We start from the raw sequence: 18991 nt of genomic DNA on the forward strand, positions 1-18991 counted from the left end.
GCACAAGCGGCGACTTATCCCCGCGAACCGGTGCCTTACAGTGCAGAAAATGCCTTTGCCACTGTGGAAAATGCTAAGCAGTTATGCCAGGTGCAATTACGCGCCTTGCGAGGTGACCTGGCGATTTTATCTGACATGCGTAACCGTCCGGATAAAGTGGCGTATAAGCGTGAAACACTTATTCCTAAATACCAGGATTATATTGATCGCTATATTGAATCTGGTCTGCAGCACCCGAATGAAGTTTTTAGCTATTTTGTGGTGTGGCATTTTGATACCGGTGAATTGGAAACGGCTTTTACATTAGCCTTAATCGCGATTGACCAGCAACAACCGATGCCAGACCGATTTAAACGCCGGGATGTGGTGACCTTTGTTTGTGACGAAATACTGCGGGCGTTGGATTTTCGGGTGGATCAGGCCGAGACGATTTTTCAGCAAGCCTTGTCGTTAATCGAAACGGACGCATGGGCCGTGATCCCGGAAATAAAAGCCAAGTTTTTTAAAGTGGCGGGCACGCAGGCAGAAATGAATAAAGCGATTGAAACCGCTGTGGCCTATTACGAAAAAGCCGACGCTTGCTGGGGTAAAGCCCAGGTAAAAACCAAGCTGGATAAATTACGCAAACAACTGGAAAAAGGCGACTAGCTCCCCCACCCAGGTCGGGCCGCCCAATAAAAAAAGCAATGGTATTTTACTTTTTGATTGGGCTGTGCCCTGACCTTTTTTAAACGACTACTAGCGAACAAAGCAGAATTAAATAAGATGAGTATTCACGACAGTCTATATCAACCGGCGACGGGTACCATTACCAGTGATGACTTTTTCCCTGCGGTGTCGGTGGGGGAATTTCAACAGCTTTACCGGCTGCATGAATACACGGAAGATTTAATCGAAAGTGAATTAATCCAAGCGGTAATTGCGATCAACAGTCAGTTAGATAATTTTAAAGCGACTTTGCAAGCAAAAGGGATTAATCAATTAGCCGATAAAGCTAGCCCCAACGTTGGTGGACAACATCGAGATAGCTTTTTATATCAACGGGCAGTAATGAGTTTGGCCAAAGCCAATGTGCTGCAGCAATACCAGGTAATTTTTACCAGTGAAAAAGCCGAGCATGTCGCCAAAACCAATGAGGAAACCTATGACTTTTGGTTAGCGGTGTCGCAGCGGGCATTGAGTCAATTACAAGACCAGCCGTTAATTACTGTTGAATTATTATGAATAAGTTGAATGCCTTAAAAAATTATTTAATTCAACTGCGCCTGGTGACCTCGGAAAAAATCGAGGCTTACCCGGAAAATGGCCGCATGGATATTATCAGTAAACCGGGCAAACAAGGCTTGGAAATTACCCAGGTTTATTATGATGGGATTATCGAATTAACCGAAGTGAAAGCGTCTTTTCATCATATTGCAGCGATTATAAGCGCTTGGCTAGTGGAACAGGACCATGACCGATTTACCCGGTTTGAGTTGGATAATCCTGAATTTGATTATGATCTAAAAAGCGATCACACCACAGATATACAACTGACTATTCCTTTTTGTGAGTCGGTCTATTTAGTTGAAAACACTGACGGCCCGATTGCTTACGATAACCAACGTTATGATACGGGCGATTATGATTTATGGGTCGCAGAAACCGGTGAGGTGACCGATGCCAGCACCCGCTAGTCCGATTCGACTCCAACACAATGGCTTGTCTGCAATCCAGCAATTAGAACTACTGCAGTTGCCGGCCAATAAAAAACGCAAATTATTATGGAAGGCGGGTAAGGCCGTCCAAAAAAATAGTCGGGCTCGCATTCGCCAGCAAAAAGATTTAACCGGTCGATCCTTTAAAGCCCGTAAAAACAAACGCAAGCGTAAAAAAATGTTGCGGGGATTAGGCAGAACCTTGGGTGTAAAAGCCAATGCCCAACAAGCCGAGGTGGGTTGGCAAAATCCATTAAGTGGACAAATTGCCAAGCGGCAACAGGAAGGCTTGCCGCAAACCATGACGAAGCAACAACTGCCGGCGATTCCCCGGTCTACTTATGATGGGGCTTGTAGCAAAGCAATGGCTAAAGCATTAATCCGGGCAGGCTATACCATTAAGCGTCAGCGGGGCAGTGGACGAAAACGGCCCACCATTGCTTGGATCACTCAACATTTAACGTTTGGGATAGCAGGGGCCATTTTACGGGAGTTATTAAATAAACCGCAGCAATCCCGTTGGCGTATTCCACTTGAAGCTAGGCCCTTTTTAGGGGCAACGAATCAAGAAATTAACCAACTGTTAGCGGACCAATTACAACAGTTAATGCACGCAATGAGGTAATCACATGGCACTGGGACGGGTCACGGTTAATAATTTAAATCTTTATCAGGGACCAATTACAGCAATTGAGCGTACTTTTTTATTTATTGGTGCTGCTTCCCAACGACACGGTGAAGTGTTATCCATTAACACCCAAACCGAGTTGGATAATTTGCTGGGTAGCAGCGATTCGGATTTAAAAACCCAATTAACAGCGGCACAAGCCAATGGCGGCCAACATTGGGCGGCTTATGCCGTCCCGTTAAAAGATGGGGATACCTGGCAAGCGGGCTTTGAATTAGCCATGACTCAGGACGTGTCACCCGAGGCGGTGGTGATTACCACCCCAGTGACCAATAAAACGGATTTACAAGCCATGCACGCGGCTTCATTAAGTGCAATCAATCAATACGGCCGACGGGTGATTATGATCGCAACGACATCCAGCATTACCCCCGAACAGTCGTGGTCTGAGTATTTAGTGGCGCAAAAAAAATTAGTCAATGAGGTGGCCGCCCCTCGGGTCTGTGTGGTGCCGCAATTACACGGTAATAACGTAGGGGTGTTAGCCGGACGGTTATGTAACAGCAAGGTGAGTATTGCCGATAGCCCGATGCGGGTGGCGACCGGGCCATTAATTTTATTAGGCCCAGTACCTTCAGATAAAGAAGGCCAATCATTGCCCACGGCTATTATTACCGAGCTGGATAAAATACGGCTTTCAGTACCCCAGACTTATCCCGATTACCCGGGAACTTATTGGGGCGATGCCAATTTATTGGAGCAACCCGGCGGTGATTATCAGGTGATGGAACACCTACGGATTGTGGATAAAGCCGCCCGTAAAATACGCCTACTGGCGATTAGTCGGATTGGTAACCGGTTATTAAATAGCACGGACGCCTCCATTGCTGCCAATAAATCCTTTTTTATGCGACCTCTACGCAAAATGAGTAAATCGGTGCGGTTTATGGATCAAGTCTTTCCCGGGGAAATTCACCAACCCAGTGAGGGGGATATTGAAATTATCTGGAAAAGTAAAAAAGACGTCGAAATTTATTTAAGTCTACAGCCTTATAACGCCCCTAAATCCATCACCGTCAATATTGCGCTGGATTTATCAACCGAAAAGGAAACCTAAGCCATGCATATTTCTGGCAAAAGTTTTGATATTCACATTGGTGACTTTATGGTGCACGTCAATAAAGCCACTTTGGATATTACCGATAACCGTAGCCCAACTTATACCCGGGGTGTGCCTGACGGTTATGTGGATGGTGACGTGTCTGCTTCCGGTGAAGTGGAACTGGATAGCGTGAATTTTCAGTTAGTCCTGGATGCCGCCAAACAGCAAGGTAGCTTTAAAGGCTTGGAACCGTTTGACATGGTGTATTTTGCTAAATCCGGCGACAACGAATTAAAGGTCGAGGTGTTCGGCTGCCTGTTTAAAATCTCCAGCCTGTTAGATATCGACAGCAAAGGCGGGGAAAAATCCTCCATTAAATTACCCTATGAAGTCACTGACAGTGATTTTGTGCGAATTAATGGCGTACCGTATTTACGCCCAGAAGAAACTGAGCATATTGTGCAATCTGATTCGTAATCCATTGCTGAATAAAAAATCATAAAGAAGAAAATGGAAACTGTTAAAACCATAAATCACCCCTGGCCGTATTTTTCTAGACATGAATTAGCTTGTCGTTGTGGCTGTGGTCAATGCGTAATGCAACCGGCTTTTATGGAACGGCTCATTACTTTACGGGAAGCGTGTAATTTTCCGCTGCCCGTGACCAGTGGCTACCGCTGTGCGAATCACCCGGCAGAAAAACATAAAACCCATCAGGGTACCCATCAATTAGGCGAAGCGGTGGATATCCGTTGCCGAGGGCAACAAGCGCTGCAGGTGATTCAACAGGCCCTGGTGTTAGGTTTTACCGGGGTTGGTATCCAACAAAAAGGCAGCAGTCGCTTTATTCATTTGGATGCTTCTACCGCGACAGTCTATCGGCCACGACCCTTTATTTGGAGCTATTAATATGTTTAGCGCTATCTTAAAAAAAATGGCTGATTTAACCAGTAGCGGTTTAGTGGATAAACTGGTGGATACGGCGGTGAAATATTTTCCGCCGGATATAACCCCCGAGCAAAAAACACAGTTTGAATTAGCGTGTCGTGAACTCCAAATAAAGCACGCCCAGCAGACGCAACGACTGATTAATCAAGCTGAAAAACTATTAACTGAACGCATTAGCCAACTGGAAGGGACCGCCAAAGATTTATTGTCGTTACCTGTATTAGGTCGGTTATTACTTTTTTTACGGGGTGCCCAACGTCCGGTGTGGGGTTTTGCCACGTTATATTTAGACTGGTGCTGGTTTGCTTTCTGGCAGCTGAGTGAACAACAAGAAAAGGCACTGACCATTATTAATTTACTGGTGTTAGGGTTTTTATTCGGGGAGCGGGCCATACAAAACGTGATGCCTTTTTTTAATCAGGTAAGCCGCCATGCTAAGTAATCACCCTGAATTAAAACATAAATTAGCCGTGTCAATCGTGGTGTTATTACTCGGTAATTTAGTGACCTGGAATATTTATTTATATAACAAAGTCGCCACCAATGAGCGGGAAGTGTTAAACCTCAAAGTGTGGGTGGCTGAAAACTACGCCAAAAAAACCGATATCACCACCTTAGATAGCAAATTAACCACGATTCAGAAGCGCCTGGATCAATTATTTAACCATCTTATTAAACAAGGAAAACCACATGAGTAACCAAACCTTTACCTTAACGATCGGTGAACAAGACCTGACGTTTACCATTACCCTGGATGAATATAACCGCTTCGTGAATGGGGTATCCCATAAAAATAAAGTGGCCATGGCTTATAACTTTTGTATGCAAACGGTGGTGGCTGACGATAAAGACCGCTTAAGACAGTTACTCAAACAACCTGCTGCAGAAATACAAATTGCGACGGCTTTAATGGAAGCCTATGTGCCGGAATTAAACATTGTGGTAAAGCCTGTAGTGACTACAGCAACCACCTAACCGAAAACCATTTATTGCAATTGCAGTGGCTGGCGAAAAAACATTTTCCCCATGAGCCGGTCACGACGGAAACCATGGGCGCCGCCTGTTTTTTTGAACACGATTATTGGCAAAAAATGCAAATCGCGGTGGCCAATGGGATAGCGAAAGCCTTTAAAGGGTAATTGATATTAACAGGCTAATGATACTGAAAAGGGTAATTGCAGTATGGCAAACGCCGCCACCGGTCGATTAAATTTTATTATTTCCTTAACCGACCGGCTGACCTCACCGATAGCAGGTTTACAAAATCGCCTTGACCAGTTATCAAGCGGTGCCACCCAAGCCTTTGCCAATGTTGGGGTGGGGATTGCTGGATTAATGGGGGTTGGTTATACGCTGAAAGCCGCCTTAGAGCCGGCCATTGATATGGATCGGGCATTAGGGGAAGTGAAATCACTGGGCGTTATCGACAGTGATTTAGCCCAATTAAAAAATACGGCCCTGGATTTTTCGGTGGAATACGGCAAGTCGGCCTCGGAGTTTGTGCGGGCCAGTTACGATATTCAGTCAGCCATTAGTGGCTTAACCGGTGAGGAGTTAGGTCAATTCACCAAAGCCAGTGGGGTATTAGCGGCGGCCACTAAATCCGATACGGCCACTATTACCAGTTATATGGGCACCATGTACGGTATTTTCAGTGAGCAAGCCGAAGTCATGGGCAATGCCAACTGGGTGAATACCGTGGCAGGTCAAACGGCCAGTGCGGTGCAAATGTTTAAAACCACCGGCGGCGAAATGGCGGGGGCTTTTACTGCATTGGGCGCTAATGCGACGGCAGCGGGTATTGCTATGCATGAACAAATGGCGATTTTAGGTCGGTTGCAAGCCACCATGTCCGGCTCGGAAGCAGGGACTAAATACAAAGCCTTTTTATCTGGGGTAGGCATTGCCCAAGACAAGTTGGGCCTGAAATTTACCGATAGCCAAGACCGCTTATTACCCATGGCGGATATTCTCGACAAGCTCAAAGGAAAATTTGGTGACACCTTGGAGGTTGCCGAGTCTGATGCACTCAAAAAAGCCTTTGGCTCCGATGAAGCCGTTAGTTTAATTAAATTATTAATGAAGGATATCGACGGGCTTAATAGCAATATTAATCAGCTGGGTGAGATTAAAGGCTTAGACAAAGCGGAAATGATGGCCAGGGCCCAGGTGGATGCCTGGGAGCGGTTTGGTGCCGCCGTGGATGCGGTATTAATTGGCTTTGGTTCTACCTTGCTACCGGTGATTAATCCCGTCATTGATCGATTGGCGGATATGGGGCAAACCTTACAACGCTGGACCCAATTATTTCCGAATGTTACCCGCTGGGTGGGGTATTTCTTTTTAGGCATCATGGGGCTTATTGCAGGGATGGCCACCTTAACCTTAATCAGTGGATTAGTGTATGGCTCATTAATGGGACTTAAGCTATTAATTCCGATCTTAACCGGCTTATTCACCTTATTAAAATGGGCCTTTTATGCGGTGAGTTTTGCGGGTAAGGTCTTGCAATTTACCCTGGTGATTTTACCCGGTTTGTTCGGCATTTTAGGCGTTGTGGTCAGTGGGGCTCTATCCGCGATGGGGGCGGCGCTAACGTTTTTATTAAGCCCGATTGGATTAATTATTGCGGCTGTCGCCTTAATCAGCTTCGGCGTTTATAAAATGATTCAGCACTGGGATACCTGTAAACAAGTGCTGATTGCTGTGGGTAAAGCGATTTTAGATGTGCCCCTGGGCTGGTTTAATTCCGCTGTCAGTTGGACGACAGACGCCATAGAGTGGCTAGTGAATGGCTGGCAATGGTTATTAGACGTACTGGCCAATACCGTCGTCTTTCAAATCCTGCGACAGGTTTTATCTTTTTTAAGTCCAGCCATCGGCTTGCTCAGCCAGGGCTTTAATTGGTTAGGGGCATTATGGCAACGTTTTACCACCCACTTAGCCGAGGTGGGTGTTTTTCAAGTCATAATGGAAGTGCTGGGTTTTTTAAGCCCGGGCATTGGATTATTAATTAAAGGGTTTCAACAATTAGGTGAATGGTGGGACAAACTCAAAAAGACCTTTGCGGATATTGGGGTATTTGAATTTTTAGGCAGCATTGTGGATTGGGTGATCGATAAAATCAATATGATCCCCGGCATTCATATTGAAATCGATAAAGCCGAGCTCACACCACAAATGCCGAAGTTAAAACAGCCATTGCAATCCCAAGTACCGGTGGGTGGTTTATCAAGCACCATTAACAACAATCAGCAACAACATAACCAAAATAATTATCAAACCAATCATATTTATACCCAATCGGTGGACAGTCAATTTTTAGCAAATGAATGGATAATGGCCGCGCCCTAATGAACTACATTGACTTATTAATTGAAAATAATGACCTGGCATTAACCATCGCGGGTGAACCGCAATTAATCAGTGATAGAGCCAGTATAGCGCAAGACATACAACATGCGATCCGGGAAAGCGGTTTATTGGTGGAAATGATTGGCGAGCGTCACCCAGAAAAACGCCAGGGATTAATTCAGCAACTCACCTTATTAATTGAAGACGACGAGCGATTAATACCGGGCACCATTGTGTTTCATGAATCCAGCCAAGGCCGTTATTTATTAACAGCAGACACTTATGACTATGGACCGGTTGAGGTACCCGATGCGCTCGCTCTTTAAACGCCTGGTGGCGGATGCCAATATACCCACCGAAGAACACCAATTAAAAAACCGGTTTAACCAATTGGCCAAAGCGGATGGTAGCCAATTAAGCAATGACAGCCGCTATTCCCCATTCTGGCGAATTATTACCGCTTTAGTTACAAAACCGGTGTTGTGGCTAATTGATTTATTGATTGACCAGGTACTGCCGAATGCGTTTTTACAACATGCCCGGGGCCGCTATTTAGATATTTTAGCCTGGGCGGTGCATATTGAACGCAAGCCCGCCACAAACGCTGAAGGGGTAATCGAATTTCACCGAGCAAATACCCAAGCCGCCATTACCATTCCACAAAATACAGCCGTTCAATCTGTTGCTATTAATGGCATTATTTATGAGGTGAAAACCACAACAGCCACCACTTTTGCAGAAGGGGAATTAATTACTAAAGCGCCAGTAAAAGCCACCGAACCCGGTAAAGCCTATAACCTGGCCCCGGGCTATTATGCGATTTTACCCAATCCCATTAATGGCATTACCCAGGTGACCAACCCGGATGGGTGGTTGACGACACCTGGTGCCGATGAAGAAACCGACGAGGCATTGCGCTGGCGTGCCCGTAATCAATTTGGCGCAGTCAATCAGTGGCATACCGATAGTGTCTACCGGAGTTTAATTGCGCAGTTTGCTGGGATTGATAGCCGTCATATTTATTTTGAGCATAACGCACCGCGTGGGCCAGGTACGGCGAATGCCTTTATTTTATTTGCGGCGGATACCCCTGCAGATGAATACCTGGAAAAAATAAACCAGTATATTCAGTCGGAAGGTAATCACGGTCATGGGGATGACCTGCAGGTATTTGCACTGCCAGAAAAAGCCTTTGATATCAAACTGAATGTGTGGCCGAATACCTTTTTAACAGAAGGCAATAAACAACAATTAAAAACCAATATTGAACACTTTATTAAAGCGGCTTTTCGGGAAAGCACCACCGATAATTATCAACCTACCCAAGTGAGTCCACGCAGCCGGTTTAGTTTTTCGAAACTCACCCAGGAATTACACCGACAATTTGCCGATATTGATTCGTTACATTTTGAGAATACCGATATTGTCAGCGAGTTATGGTTGCCCCAAATTAACAGCTTAACGGTGGTACTCCATGATTAAATTAACATTACCCTTTTGGTTAGGTGGGCCGGAATTAGCCAAGCTCACCAATAGCTGTGAGCAATTTTATTCGGAAGTGGAAGACTGGTTACGTTGGCCACTTTCGCAATTAGACCCGGGCACCTGTAGCGAAGGGGTGTTAAATCTTTTAGCCTGGCAACGGGACATTAGCCGGTTTAAAGAGGAGCCGTTAAGCCTGTTTCGAAAGCGGGTGCAGTATGCCTTTATCAATAATGTTGATGCCGGTTCAACCGCAGGCATTAAACGAATACTCGAACGGTTGGGGGTTGGCTATTGTGAAGTGGACGAACGCACCCCGGGACTGGACTGGGATATTATTACCCTGAAATTATCCGATAGTCAGCTCGCCCAACACCCGGAATTACTTAGCATTATTTTACAGATGTATGGCCGTACCTGTCGGCGTTATGTGTTTAGCACCATTACCCCGGTGAAATTATTTATTGGCGTTAATGAATTTAGTCATGACCAGATGACCCAAGTTGCACAATTACATAATACCGCCCATTTATACGGCCAAAGTCAATTACTAGACCACTCACAACAAGTGTTATGTGCTCAGTTATAAAGAAAAATGCAGAAATAAAAGGAAAATAAAATGCCTGTCATAACCCATGCCGGCGAGCGATTGATTGCCGAAAAACAAGGGATGCAACGTCCGCTGATTATTAAACAATTTGTGTTGGCTAATCTACCGGATTTAAATGACACTGATCCAGAAAATCGGCACGAGCCGTTGCCGAGTGATGATTTAATTCAATACCAAGCCCCAGTGACCCAAGCCGGGTTTATTAATCCCAATGCCGTTGTTTACTCCCTGGTGATGGATACCTCGGTGGGTGACTTTGAATTTAATTGGCTGGGCTTAGTGTCGGATGATAATACTCTCGTCGCCGTCAGTTATGTACCCAAACAATGGAAACGCAAAACCCAGGGTAGCCAGGCGGGGAACAGTTTAACCCGTAATTTTATGTTGGCCTTCAGCGGCGCCCAGGATATTACCCAAGTCGATGTTAACGCCGACACCTGGCAAATTGATTACACTGCAAGGTTAAATGGTATTGATGAACGACAACGGCTAGCCAATCTGGATTTATACGGCCATGACGTGTTTTTTAGTGAGGGATTTAAAGTCATTCGACAGGATGCTCATTATTTAATTACGGCGGGTGTGGGGTATGTGGGCGGTGTTCGGGTCACCACGGAAAAACATTTAATAAAAGTCACCGAAAAGCCCACAGCGATTTGGGTGGATGTCTGCCAACAAGGCAGTGTCACCAGTGATATTGAAACGGTAGTGGAGTTTAAAGTAACTGCTGAACTAACCGACTATACGGATCGGTTTGAACGCCGTCATTGGGTCGCAAAATTAGCCGAAATTAATAGCCAGGGGGAAGTGATTGATACCCGACGGGTCACCGATGGCTTTGCCGAGCATTTTATTAGTGATAACCCCCATAATCAGTATTTAACAAAATCGTTGGCGTTACAGCTGCCTATTATGCCGGAAGTCTTAACCCCTACCAATCGGTTAGCGGTCATTATTGAGCACCAACAATTAACGATTTTGTCGGATCAAGTTATTCGCTGGCGAGGCTGGCAAGATTTTAATACCGCTAGTTATTCAGAAAATCAGCGGCAATTTTTTATTGATGAAAGTAAAGTCTATCATTTGAGGTGGTCGCCACTAGGTGGGTTTGATTTAAAGGATTTAAATGATACTCCCTATAATCCAAATAATTTAGCTGAACATGATGTGCAGTTTGATACCTCTTATGATGATGTGTTGATTGGTAAAGTTGAAAACGGTGATTATTACCCTGCCATTATCGCCACTAAACGTTTATATCGTCCACAAATTTCCGGCAATGGTACGCTATGGTTGCCGCTAGGTTATCGTGATCGTTCTTTTCGTTTATTAGTCACAATTAGAAATCAACTGCAGCAGGGAAATGTTTTGTTTAAATCAGTTGATAAAGCACATACTGCATTATTTACCATGAGAGGAAACAATCATGGTGACAACATGAATGTTGAATTAGATAGTGATGATGAATTTTGGTTGACAAGCAATAATAGTAACGGTGAAGTCAGTATTAGTACATTAACCGGCGATATCATTGATGACTTGCTGTATATGCAAAACCATCAAAGCGAATATGTGAAAAAAATTCAACCAGGCAATACGATTGATGGTGATGAAGAGCTTTTTTCGATGGGAATAAAGCGTTTAACGACTGAAGACGTTCAAAAAGGGTTACCACTGGATTATGCAAATATTGAAAGTGCTTCAATCGTATTTGAAGTGTTTTAATCATGAAGGCTATCCATATTAAAACTCCAATGACATTGGGAAATGTAAAAGAAAAACAAGCTGCCGTTATAGTAAAGGCCAACGCCCCATTACAGGCGTTGGCCTCTAAAGTAATGCTCTTACACGATAATTATATTGAAAATAAAAATAAAGCTTCTGCTCAGACTATTTTGGACTTAAGAGTCGCCTTTAATAAACACTTACAGCAAAACATCCATTGTTGTGTTGTGCACCCCTACCAACATACGGTAGGTGAAGGGGAGGGGCATCACCGGTATTTATCCGCACCCAATGCGATTAAAGCGTTACAGCAAAAATACCAGGACAAACGCGACCTGCAGCAGCCACACAACAGCCAGGCGGCCATTGTGGTATTAGTCACTGCCTCGCATTTAACGCCGTTCTACCAAACCCTAACGGCATTTAACCAGGTGATGCCGATACCGGAATTACAACAACTCACCCGGCGCGTAAAAGCGTTAATTGAGTTGGAGACCACTAAATGGGAGCAACCCAAAGCACCCCAGATGCCGTATTGGCGGCAATTACAATTGACCCAGTGGCAAAGCCCGCAAAATTATTTAAAGCAACTGGGGGCAACTCAGGCAGCGATAGAAGCGATGGCCGATGATCAATCACCCAAAGCGATCTTAACTGAACTGATTACTAAAAAACGCCAATACCTCACCCAGCTTAATCAAACCTGGCAACAAACCACACAAACCCTACAAGATGTAGTAGGGCAGTACTTAATGGGGAATATCAGCCAGCAATTAACCCAACTGAGCGTACCGGGCCATGATCAGGTATTAACGGCAGGTGTTTTACTTGCTGGTACGACAGACGCCTTACAGCCGCTCAAGGAGGCGTTTAACTTATGATGATTGGTGACTATCAGGTCCAAGGTAGCAACCTGCAGGTCGTGGGGAGTTTACGGATCAGCAATGAAGAGTTAAGCGGTGCCAGTAGCGCCACCGACCGTGCTCATAAAGGGTTTAAACCCAAAACCCTAACCGTGTCTCTACAGATCAAACAAAGCCAACCCGAGCAATTAACCCGATTGATTGAGTTAGCCGAGGGCATGGATAAAGCTGGTAAACAAACGGTCTATACCCTGGTGGATAATACCGCTAAAGCGATGAATATCCGCCAGGTGCAGTTTAACGACAATTTGAGTGCGCGAGAATCCGCTGATAAACGCTTATGGCAGGTGCAATTTACCTTAGCGGAATACCGCTCTGTGCCGGAAAAGGTTGAGCAACGCCAACCGAAAAAAGACCCGAAAAAACAACAAGCCGATGGCCAGCCCATTGGACCAGACAACCAAGCAAGCAATGAACCGGAATTAACCGAGTTTGAACAGCTGTTAAAACAAATAGACGAGCAAATAGGTCCCCGTGAAACTGAAAAGCCAACTGATGATCAATCAGCAGATAATACCGCTAGTGCGGCATGATATCCGCTTGGCCTTAAATACGCCCGGTCGTGCCACCTTTGTGGTACGGCCTAAAGTCCCATTAACAGCAAAAACCGTAGTAAAAATGGCCATGGGGTATGGTGATAATTTACAGCAGGTATTTGTAGGCTATATCGAAAAAATCACCCCAGTGGATAAACATCAGCAGCAATTATTTTGTAGGGAATTAACCGGTATATTGCATTACCCGCTATCCATGAATTTACGGCATGTGCATTTAAATGACGTGTTAAACCAAATCGCTAAACAAACCCGACTGACGTTTATTACTCCCGAGCAAGTCTATTGCACCACTAAAATCCCTTATTTTTACAGCCTGAATAATGGGCTGTTTGCCATGAGTTCAATAGCGCAGGCTTTTAACATCAATGATTATTGCTGGCAACAGCAAGGGAATGGTCAGGTGTATGTGGGGAGTTGGCAGCACAGTTATTGGCAAAATAAACCAATAAAAATCCCTGAACAGTTTTTTATTAATCACCAATCCCATAACAGTGCCCAAATTGCAGCAATACCCCAAATACGCCCAGGGGTGCTATTGGAAGATGGCAACCGGATAAAACAAACTCAGATTAATAATAACCAAATGGTCATATCATGGTAGAGGCTATTAAACGTATCGTTTTAAGTTTATTTCCAGAGTTGGCAGGGAAATACCATTTACCCCGCTTTGGTCGTGTAGTGGCCATCAGTGATTTACCTGAGAAAGGGAGTCTCTGTGATGAGTTTAGGCCTCATTATGCGGTAGATATCGAAGTATTAAACGCACAAGGCAAACCCGATAAACAATTACCCATCTTGCACAGTCTAACTGTCCCTATGGCGATTGCAGGTCAGGAACAGGGTTTATATGGCTTACCAGAGGTTGGCACCTGGGTGGTGGTCGGGTTTGCGTATGGGTTGCCGAATAAGCCCTTTATACAACAGTTATTACCGAATGGTTTATCATTCCCTAACCTTGAGCAAAAAGAACAACGTTGGCAGCCTAATCCGTCAAGCTACCAACGTTGCGATCACAAGGGCGCCTGGGAACGAATCTCAGACAGTAGTATCAGGGATGAGAGTTTAAGTTATCAGCTGGAAACCCTACACCAGGAAACCAAAACACAAACCAGCCAAACGACAGTAGCTGAGCACAGCACTGAAACAATTGGTGGCACCAAAGCTATAGAGGCGATGGGGAGCCTTAAACTGCATTCCGGTGGTACAGCTGAATTAGCCGCTATTGATAATCTCAAGGTAGCGACAGGCAATGATAGTCATACTGTCGTGGGTAATGACATGCAGGAACACATTAACGGGATTAAACACAGCCTGGCTAAGCTAAAGCAAATTACCCAAGTGAAAGATGGCGGTAAGGTCTGGCTAGGTAACGAAAGTGATAATGTGCTGCAGTTGCTGTCAGAATTTATGACAGTGGTTGAGCAGGCCTTTTTAGACCTTTCCAGTCATGAACACACGCCAGCTGGGCCGACTAATAAACGTAATCTGATAAAGCAGGCAGGTAGTGTTAGTCAACAAAACTCTGACTTAAATGCTATGCTTTAGAGCTTAAGTTTTTAAGATAGCGCAAACCAAAAGCCTACAGGAAATGATTTTACGCACTAAAGCTCTAATTGTTAGCTGGATTGAGTGGATTCTATACAAAATTAAGCCAGACTTTGGATTGGTATTAATTAATAGATAGTTTAGACATAACTATCTATTAATTTTTTAGCTATTACATCTAGTTTATTTAGCTCAGGGTAATTTTTGTAACCTTTAATGGCGTGTTCAGCATTAAAGTACTCAAAGCCTTTTTTCGAGTATATTTTGTTAGCAAATTTTAACACTTTGTACTCATCTTTATTTAATAGTTTAAAATCCTCTTTTAGTGCGTCATAACATTTTTTCAAGTTATGGCTAAACTTATCTTTTACTGCTTTTTTAGTATCACCATGAAGATGCCTTGCTTTAAGTGTCAACTCTATTGACCTGCAAAGCAAGAAATATGGTACAGGTGAAAATTTTGATGGGCTTTGAAAATCTTGCTTACATTTATAGTAGTGGTTTGCCCAAAGCTGGAATGCATCTGGAGATAAATTTACATATGCACACTTAATTGTGATCATGTTTTATCCTTTCTTGTTTGTCTAGAAATCATAGAAGTCTAGTTGCATCTAACCCTTATTTCTTTACGGTTAATTCCAGCATACTCAGATAATGTTATATAGCCATTAGAGCACTCTTTTTTTGCTCTCTCATGACAAATCGAAAACGATAGCGCTGCACCACACTCAATAAGCAGAGCTTCTCTACCATTTTTTTCGTATACTTTGCTAGAATTAGTACATCCATATAAAAATGTGATAATACTTACAAGAAGGTAAAGTCTTGTCATATTTTGATTTCCTACTCAAAGCTAAGGTAGTTATTAAGAAGTATATGACAGATTGGTTATTAGCTTGGTCTTGACTGAATCTTATATTGAGTAAGCTGGGGAAAACTAGCACATTTTTTAATTATAATTTTGATATCTAGTTCCCGTTATTAAATGACTTTTAACCAATCCTTTGTTTGACCTCTCGATATGCATTGCGCAACATATTTCCTAGCGGAGTTACTTGGTAATAAATTTCACCACTATCATTCCATGCTTTTCCTCCTATTGACTTTGTAAGCCCAGCTGATGCCAAACGTTGCATCCAATCCTCCTTTGATTGCTCTGGTTCTGATTCGCTATTCACAAGGAGTCCAAGATCCTCGGCGTAAGACATATCGATAGCTTGCGACATGAGGCGAAGGTCACTATACGGGAAACTCTCATTCAGATAAGCGATAAACACTAAACCAAGGATTTCAGGTTTATCAACATCGGCTAAACGATCAATGACTAAAAATAGAGTTTCACCAACTTTTTTTGCTTCTTCTTGGTTTTGCTGGAGCTTTTCCAGGAAACGTTGCCTTTCATCATCTGAAAGTTCACTTAAAGGATTGGCAAATCTCTCCAACTTCATAGCAAAGGCTTTATCACGAACCGATTCGGCAGCCTTGAATATTTTAAAAGCAGTACCTACGAAAGGAATATTAGAAAGAACTTCATTAGAAGTTAGGGCGTCAATTAAAGCCTCTGAAGTTTCAAGGCTAGCTTCGAGTACTGGCCGCTCTTTCAAGACCTGCTCCTTTTCTATATTAACATTTAATGAATCGTACAAAACCTTGTTTTGCTATATCTATTAATTAAAGACTTCCCCATAGTGCACCTTGTGAAGTCTTTAAAGTCTATTCCGATGTTTGCCTATATGAATATATTTGTTTGATTATAGTATTGCCTTGCATCTTAGCAATCTATGTTGAGTAACCCATAGCTTTTCTTAACTTAAGCATTATCCTGCTATTTCACTAGCATCTGTCTCTACCTGCGTCAGATTATTTTCTTATTTATGTAACACCACTTCCATCCAGCCGAAGACTGAGACCGCTATGGAAGAGGGTCCCGGAATCCCAGGGACCGGAAAAAAGCACTCATCCTCCCCCCTGCGGGTTTTGCGTCATAAAAGTTTTGTGAAAATGAAATCAGTGCAGTAATAAGCGGCTAGCCCTTACAGATCAAGAAGTATGTCGGTGGGTGGTTTTTTCACAAAGTGCAAAACTGTGTAATAAAGAGCAAGTAAATGTAATCATTAACAGAGTCAGTAATAAGTCTGTGCAATATTGGCGATCTGCAATAGTCAAGAAATAAATTAAATCCATTGTTAAATTCATTATTATCCCCTTCATACAGCAGTGTAATCATTCTGTATTAACTCTTTTCTCTAGGATTGTTTCTAATTAAAGTGCATACACTATTCTATTAAGATAGAAAGTAGTTTAGTTTGTTGAAAGTGTTCAGAGTCACTACAAAAAGATCCCTTCCACAACAAGTAGGTCAATACAGCGATGGCATCAAACAATGGCGGAAGCGACACAGATGACCCTTGGAAAAAAAAGGCCACACTTATCCAACAAAGGCAGAACTGGCCCCGTCAGTTGATGGCAAATGGTGTTCCCTATGGTGCTGTCATCTTGGCTGTCATTGGGCTTGTAGGACTGGTTATTTGGACAGCCTATTATACCGTGCCAAGCGACTCTGTTGCTGTTGTCCAGCGGTTTGGTAAGTATTTAAAAAATGTACCACCTGGATTGCATTTTAAACTACCGATGGGTATTGACAAGGCAACAATTGTTCCCGTTAAACGGCAGTTGAAGCAGGAATTTGGTTTTACGACGCCCGGTGCTAATGACCCATACCAAAGCCCTCGTCCTAATGAGGAAAAGCGAGAAACGCAGATGGTAACAGGTGATCTGAACGCTGCCTTAGTGGAATGGGTTGTTCAGTATCGCATCTCTGATCCAGTTAAATTCTTATTTGAAGTGCGTGAGCCAAGTGAAACGCTTCGATATGTTTCTGAGTCAGTCATGCGCGAAGTGGTTGGTGATCGCACCGTAGATGAAGTTATTACTATTGGTCGACAGGAAATTGAAACAGAAGCATTAACTAAGATGCAAGCATTATCAATTAAGTATGTAATGGGCATTAGTATTGACCAAGTTCAGTTGAAAAATATCAATCCTCCCCAAGCGGTACAGGAGTCGTTTAATGAGGTCAATCAGGCTCAACAAGAAAAAGAAAAACTTATTAACGAAGCACGACGAGATTACAATAAGGTCATTCCTTTAGCTGAGGGGGAGAAAGACCAACGAATTCGTGAGGCTGATGGATATCGACTTAAACGGATTAATGAGGCTAAAGGCGATGTAGCTCGATTCAATGCGTTGTTAGCGGAATATATTAAAGCGCCGGAAGTGACGCAACGTCGTATCTATATTGAAACGATGCAGGAAATCATGCCTGGTATACGCTCTAAAATTATTGTGGATGAGCAAGCAAAAAATATTTTGCCACTATTAAATCTTAATGCTTATAAGAGAAGTAAACCATGAATGGCTTTAAGCAGCTTACATTTTTAGCAATTTTTTTCATTGTTATTTATGTGGTAAAGAGTTCTATTTACACTGTGAGTGAAGTTGAACAAGTGATTATCACCCAGTTTGGCAAACCAGTAGGCTTACCTGTAACCAATGCTGGACTCAAGTTTAAGCTTCCTTTTATTCAGGATGTTAATCCGATTGATAAGCGAGTACTTGAGTGGGACGGAACACCATCAGATATGCCAACCAAAGACAAGCTATATATTTCAGTTGACCTATATGCTCGATGGAGAATTACTGCGCCCTTACAGTATTTTTTGCGATTACGCGATGAACGCAGTGCTCAATCCCGTTTGGACGATATATTAGGCAGCGAAACACGAAACGCTGTGGCAAAGCATGAATTAATTGAAATTATTCGTACTACCAAAAATCGCGAGCCACTACGAGATGAATTGCTGACTGAAACAGAACGGGAACAGAAACTTGGTGCGTTAGTACCAATCAACAAAGGTCGCAAATTAGTTGAACAGGAAATTTTTAAAGCTGCTGCTGAAAAAGTACATGTATTTGGTATTGAACTGCTCGATATACGGTTTAAACGAATTAATTATAATGCCAGTGTACGCCCAAAAATTTACGACCGAATGATAAGTGAGCGCCGTCAAATTGCTGAACGCTTTCTATCAGAAGGCAATGGTGAAGCAGCTAGAATCCGTGGTAATCGCGTACGTGATCTGAACAAAATCCAATCTGAAGCTTATCATCAAGTTGAACAAATTCGTGGATTAGCTGATGCCAAAGCAACTGAAATTTATTCAAGTGCGTATAACCAGAGCCCTGAAGCTATTGCTTTTTATGAGTTTACCCGCATGATGCAATCCTATAAGTCTATTATTGGCAAAAATACAACCCTCGTTTTATCCACTGACAGTGACCTATTCAAGTTTCTAAAAGGTATGAGTCCTGATAATAACGTAAGTATAAACATTAAAGAGTAATACTGTACCGGATAAAA

Annotated in this window: 24 protein-coding genes; 22 read left to right on the forward strand and 2 right to left on the reverse strand. The window is 43.3% G+C overall.

The features are described from left to right. Positions 1-30: 30 nt before the first annotated feature. From gpM to G4Y78_RS04435, 20 genes are all read left to right on the forward strand, one after another. A complete protein-coding gene (gene gpM / locus G4Y78_RS04345; protein ID WP_163831867.1) occupies positions 31-648 on the forward strand; it encodes a phage terminase small subunit in 618 nt (205 codons plus the stop codon). A 117-nt stretch (positions 649-765) separates the two neighbouring features. Next, on the forward strand, positions 766-1224 hold the full coding sequence (locus G4Y78_RS04350; protein ID WP_163831868.1) for a head completion/stabilization protein: 459 nt from the start codon (positions 766-768) through the stop codon (positions 1222-1224). Continuing rightward, a complete protein-coding gene (locus tag G4Y78_RS04355; protein WP_163831869.1) occupies positions 1221-1676 on the forward strand; it encodes a phage tail protein in 456 nt (151 codons plus the stop codon). Before G4Y78_RS04350 ends, G4Y78_RS04355 begins: the two co-directional genes overlap by 4 nt. After that, positions 1660-2322 (forward strand): virion morphogenesis protein, encoded by a 663-nt coding sequence (locus tag G4Y78_RS04360; protein ID WP_163831870.1) that lies wholly within the window; start codon positions 1660-1662, stop codon positions 2320-2322. The genes G4Y78_RS04355 and G4Y78_RS04360 overlap by 17 nt, the downstream gene beginning before the upstream one ends. A gap of 4 nt (positions 2323-2326) precedes the next feature. After that, positions 2327-3442 carry a DUF2586 domain-containing protein gene (locus G4Y78_RS04365; protein WP_163831871.1) on the forward strand — a complete coding sequence of 372 codons (1116 nt, stop codon included), beginning with the start codon at positions 2327-2329 and terminating at the stop codon, positions 3440-3442. Positions 3443-3445: 3 nt separating this feature from the next. Beyond that, positions 3446-3904 (forward strand): phage protein, encoded by a 459-nt coding sequence (locus G4Y78_RS04370; RefSeq protein ID WP_163831872.1) that lies wholly within the window; start codon positions 3446-3448, stop codon positions 3902-3904. A gap of 33 nt (positions 3905-3937) precedes the next feature. Continuing rightward, a complete protein-coding gene (locus G4Y78_RS04375) occupies positions 3938-4336 on the forward strand; it encodes a D-Ala-D-Ala carboxypeptidase family metallohydrolase (protein ID WP_163831873.1) in 399 nt (132 codons plus the stop codon). A 1-nt stretch (position 4337) separates the two neighbouring features. Further along, complete coding sequence (locus G4Y78_RS04380) at positions 4338-4817, forward strand: hypothetical protein (RefSeq protein ID WP_230425698.1); 480 nt, start codon at positions 4338-4340, stop codon at positions 4815-4817. After that, positions 4807-5073: a hypothetical protein gene (locus G4Y78_RS04385; RefSeq protein WP_163831874.1), complete on the forward strand. Its 267-nt coding sequence runs from the start codon at positions 4807-4809 to the stop codon at positions 5071-5073. The genes G4Y78_RS04380 and G4Y78_RS04385 overlap by 11 nt, the downstream gene beginning before the upstream one ends. Then, positions 5066-5350: a putative phage tail assembly chaperone gene (locus tag G4Y78_RS04390; RefSeq protein WP_163831875.1), complete on the forward strand. Its 285-nt coding sequence runs from the start codon at positions 5066-5068 to the stop codon at positions 5348-5350. Before G4Y78_RS04385 ends, G4Y78_RS04390 begins: the two co-directional genes overlap by 8 nt. Before the next feature lie 20 nt (positions 5351-5370). After that, a complete protein-coding gene (locus G4Y78_RS31600) occupies positions 5371-5514 on the forward strand; it encodes a DUF6890 family protein (protein WP_408022089.1) in 144 nt (47 codons plus the stop codon). Between the two features lie 43 nt (positions 5515-5557). Then, positions 5558-7729, forward strand: coding sequence for a phage tail tape measure protein (locus tag G4Y78_RS04395; RefSeq protein WP_163831876.1), 2172 nt, complete (start codon positions 5558-5560; stop codon positions 7727-7729). Then, a complete protein-coding gene (locus tag G4Y78_RS04400; protein WP_163831877.1) occupies positions 7729-8055 on the forward strand; it encodes a DUF2590 family protein in 327 nt (108 codons plus the stop codon). Before G4Y78_RS04395 ends, G4Y78_RS04400 begins: the two co-directional genes overlap by 1 nt. Continuing rightward, positions 8039-9211, forward strand: a complete 1173-nt coding sequence (locus tag G4Y78_RS04405) for a baseplate J/gp47 family protein (RefSeq protein ID WP_163831878.1) — start codon at positions 8039-8041, stop codon at positions 9209-9211. Before G4Y78_RS04400 ends, G4Y78_RS04405 begins: the two co-directional genes overlap by 17 nt. Continuing rightward, a complete protein-coding gene (locus G4Y78_RS04410) occupies positions 9204-9800 on the forward strand; it encodes a phage tail protein (RefSeq protein WP_163831879.1) in 597 nt (198 codons plus the stop codon). Before G4Y78_RS04405 ends, G4Y78_RS04410 begins: the two co-directional genes overlap by 8 nt. A 30-nt stretch (positions 9801-9830) precedes the next feature. Further along, positions 9831-11546 carry a phage tail protein gene (locus G4Y78_RS04415; protein ID WP_163831880.1) on the forward strand — a complete coding sequence of 572 codons (1716 nt, stop codon included), beginning with the start codon at positions 9831-9833 and terminating at the stop codon, positions 11544-11546. A gap of 2 nt (positions 11547-11548) precedes the next feature. Continuing rightward, complete coding sequence (locus G4Y78_RS04420; protein WP_163831881.1) at positions 11549-12427, forward strand: hypothetical protein; 879 nt, start codon at positions 11549-11551, stop codon at positions 12425-12427. Continuing rightward, the gene (locus tag G4Y78_RS04425; RefSeq protein WP_163831882.1) at positions 12424-13002 is read left to right on the forward strand and encodes a baseplate complex protein; all 579 of its coding nucleotides are present in this window, start codon (positions 12424-12426) and stop codon (positions 13000-13002) included. The genes G4Y78_RS04420 and G4Y78_RS04425 overlap by 4 nt, the downstream gene beginning before the upstream one ends. Beyond that, positions 12944-13627, forward strand: a complete 684-nt coding sequence (locus G4Y78_RS04430) for a hypothetical protein (protein WP_163831883.1) — start codon at positions 12944-12946, stop codon at positions 13625-13627. Before G4Y78_RS04425 ends, G4Y78_RS04430 begins: the two co-directional genes overlap by 59 nt. Continuing rightward, positions 13621-14571 carry a hypothetical protein gene (locus G4Y78_RS04435; RefSeq protein ID WP_163831884.1) on the forward strand — a complete coding sequence of 317 codons (951 nt, stop codon included), beginning with the start codon at positions 13621-13623 and terminating at the stop codon, positions 14569-14571. Before G4Y78_RS04430 ends, G4Y78_RS04435 begins: the two co-directional genes overlap by 7 nt. Positions 14572-14711: 140 nt before the next feature. Here the strand turns inward: G4Y78_RS04435 and G4Y78_RS04440 are convergent, their stop codons facing one another. Next, entirely contained in the window at positions 14712-15134 is a 423-nt protein-coding gene (locus G4Y78_RS04440) for a hypothetical protein (RefSeq protein ID WP_163831885.1), read from the reverse strand. Positions 15135-15563: 429 nt separating this feature from the next. Beyond that, positions 15564-16175, reverse strand: coding sequence for a hypothetical protein (locus G4Y78_RS04445; protein ID WP_163831886.1), 612 nt, complete (start codon positions 16173-16175; stop codon positions 15564-15566). 766 nt (positions 16176-16941) lie between these two features. On the opposite strand from G4Y78_RS04445, the gene hflK reads away from it, so the two are divergent. Then, on the forward strand, positions 16942-17985 hold the full coding sequence (gene hflK, locus G4Y78_RS04450) for an FtsH protease activity modulator HflK (protein ID WP_163831887.1): 1044 nt from the start codon (positions 16942-16944) through the stop codon (positions 17983-17985). Beyond that, positions 17982-18974: a protease modulator HflC gene (gene hflC, locus G4Y78_RS04455; RefSeq protein ID WP_163831888.1), complete on the forward strand. Its 993-nt coding sequence runs from the start codon at positions 17982-17984 to the stop codon at positions 18972-18974. The genes hflK and hflC overlap by 4 nt, the downstream gene beginning before the upstream one ends. Positions 18975-18991 lie beyond the last annotated feature (17 nt).

The organism is Spartinivicinus ruber (assembly GCF_011009015.1).
Taxonomy (GTDB): Bacteria; Pseudomonadota; Gammaproteobacteria; order Pseudomonadales; family Zooshikellaceae; genus Spartinivicinus; species Spartinivicinus ruber.

What these genes read in the sequence shown, in the direction of transcription:
- G4Y78_RS04425 (WP_163831882.1), top strand. Translation starts at nt 12,424, where the DNA reads ATGATGATTGGTGACTATCAGGTCCAAGGTAGCAACCTGCAGGTCGTG.
- G4Y78_RS04440 (WP_163831885.1), bottom strand. Translation starts at nt 15,134, where the DNA reads ATGATCACAATTAAGTGTGCATATGTAAATTTATCTCCAGATGCATTC.
- G4Y78_RS04420 (WP_163831881.1), top strand. Translation starts at nt 11,549, where the DNA reads ATGAAGGCTATCCATATTAAAACTCCAATGACATTGGGAAATGTAAAA.
- G4Y78_RS04355 (WP_163831869.1), top strand. Translation starts at nt 1,221, where the DNA reads ATGAATAAGTTGAATGCCTTAAAAAATTATTTAATTCAACTGCGCCTG.
- G4Y78_RS04375 (WP_163831873.1), top strand. Translation starts at nt 3,938, where the DNA reads ATGGAAACTGTTAAAACCATAAATCACCCCTGGCCGTATTTTTCTAGA.
- hflC (WP_163831888.1), top strand. Translation starts at nt 17,982, where the DNA reads ATGAATGGCTTTAAGCAGCTTACATTTTTAGCAATTTTTTTCATTGTT.
- G4Y78_RS04385 (WP_163831874.1), top strand. Translation starts at nt 4,807, where the DNA reads ATGCTAAGTAATCACCCTGAATTAAAACATAAATTAGCCGTGTCAATC.
- G4Y78_RS04415 (WP_163831880.1), top strand. Translation starts at nt 9,831, where the DNA reads ATGCCTGTCATAACCCATGCCGGCGAGCGATTGATTGCCGAAAAACAA.
- G4Y78_RS04380 (WP_230425698.1), top strand. Translation starts at nt 4,338, where the DNA reads ATGTTTAGCGCTATCTTAAAAAAAATGGCTGATTTAACCAGTAGCGGT.
- G4Y78_RS04360 (WP_163831870.1), top strand. Translation starts at nt 1,660, where the DNA reads ATGCCAGCACCCGCTAGTCCGATTCGACTCCAACACAATGGCTTGTCT.
- G4Y78_RS04370 (WP_163831872.1), top strand. Translation starts at nt 3,446, where the DNA reads ATGCATATTTCTGGCAAAAGTTTTGATATTCACATTGGTGACTTTATG.
- hflK (WP_163831887.1), top strand. Translation starts at nt 16,942, where the DNA reads ATGGCATCAAACAATGGCGGAAGCGACACAGATGACCCTTGGAAAAAA.
- G4Y78_RS04410 (WP_163831879.1), top strand. Translation starts at nt 9,204, where the DNA reads ATGATTAAATTAACATTACCCTTTTGGTTAGGTGGGCCGGAATTAGCC.
- G4Y78_RS04435 (WP_163831884.1), top strand. Translation starts at nt 13,621, where the DNA reads ATGGTAGAGGCTATTAAACGTATCGTTTTAAGTTTATTTCCAGAGTTG.
- G4Y78_RS04365 (WP_163831871.1), top strand. Translation starts at nt 2,327, where the DNA reads ATGGCACTGGGACGGGTCACGGTTAATAATTTAAATCTTTATCAGGGA.
- G4Y78_RS04405 (WP_163831878.1), top strand. Translation starts at nt 8,039, where the DNA reads ATGCGCTCGCTCTTTAAACGCCTGGTGGCGGATGCCAATATACCCACC.
- G4Y78_RS04395 (WP_163831876.1), top strand. Translation starts at nt 5,558, where the DNA reads ATGGCAAACGCCGCCACCGGTCGATTAAATTTTATTATTTCCTTAACC.
- G4Y78_RS04400 (WP_163831877.1), top strand. Translation starts at nt 7,729, where the DNA reads ATGAACTACATTGACTTATTAATTGAAAATAATGACCTGGCATTAACC.
- G4Y78_RS04390 (WP_163831875.1), top strand. Translation starts at nt 5,066, where the DNA reads ATGAGTAACCAAACCTTTACCTTAACGATCGGTGAACAAGACCTGACG.
- G4Y78_RS04350 (WP_163831868.1), top strand. Translation starts at nt 766, where the DNA reads ATGAGTATTCACGACAGTCTATATCAACCGGCGACGGGTACCATTACC.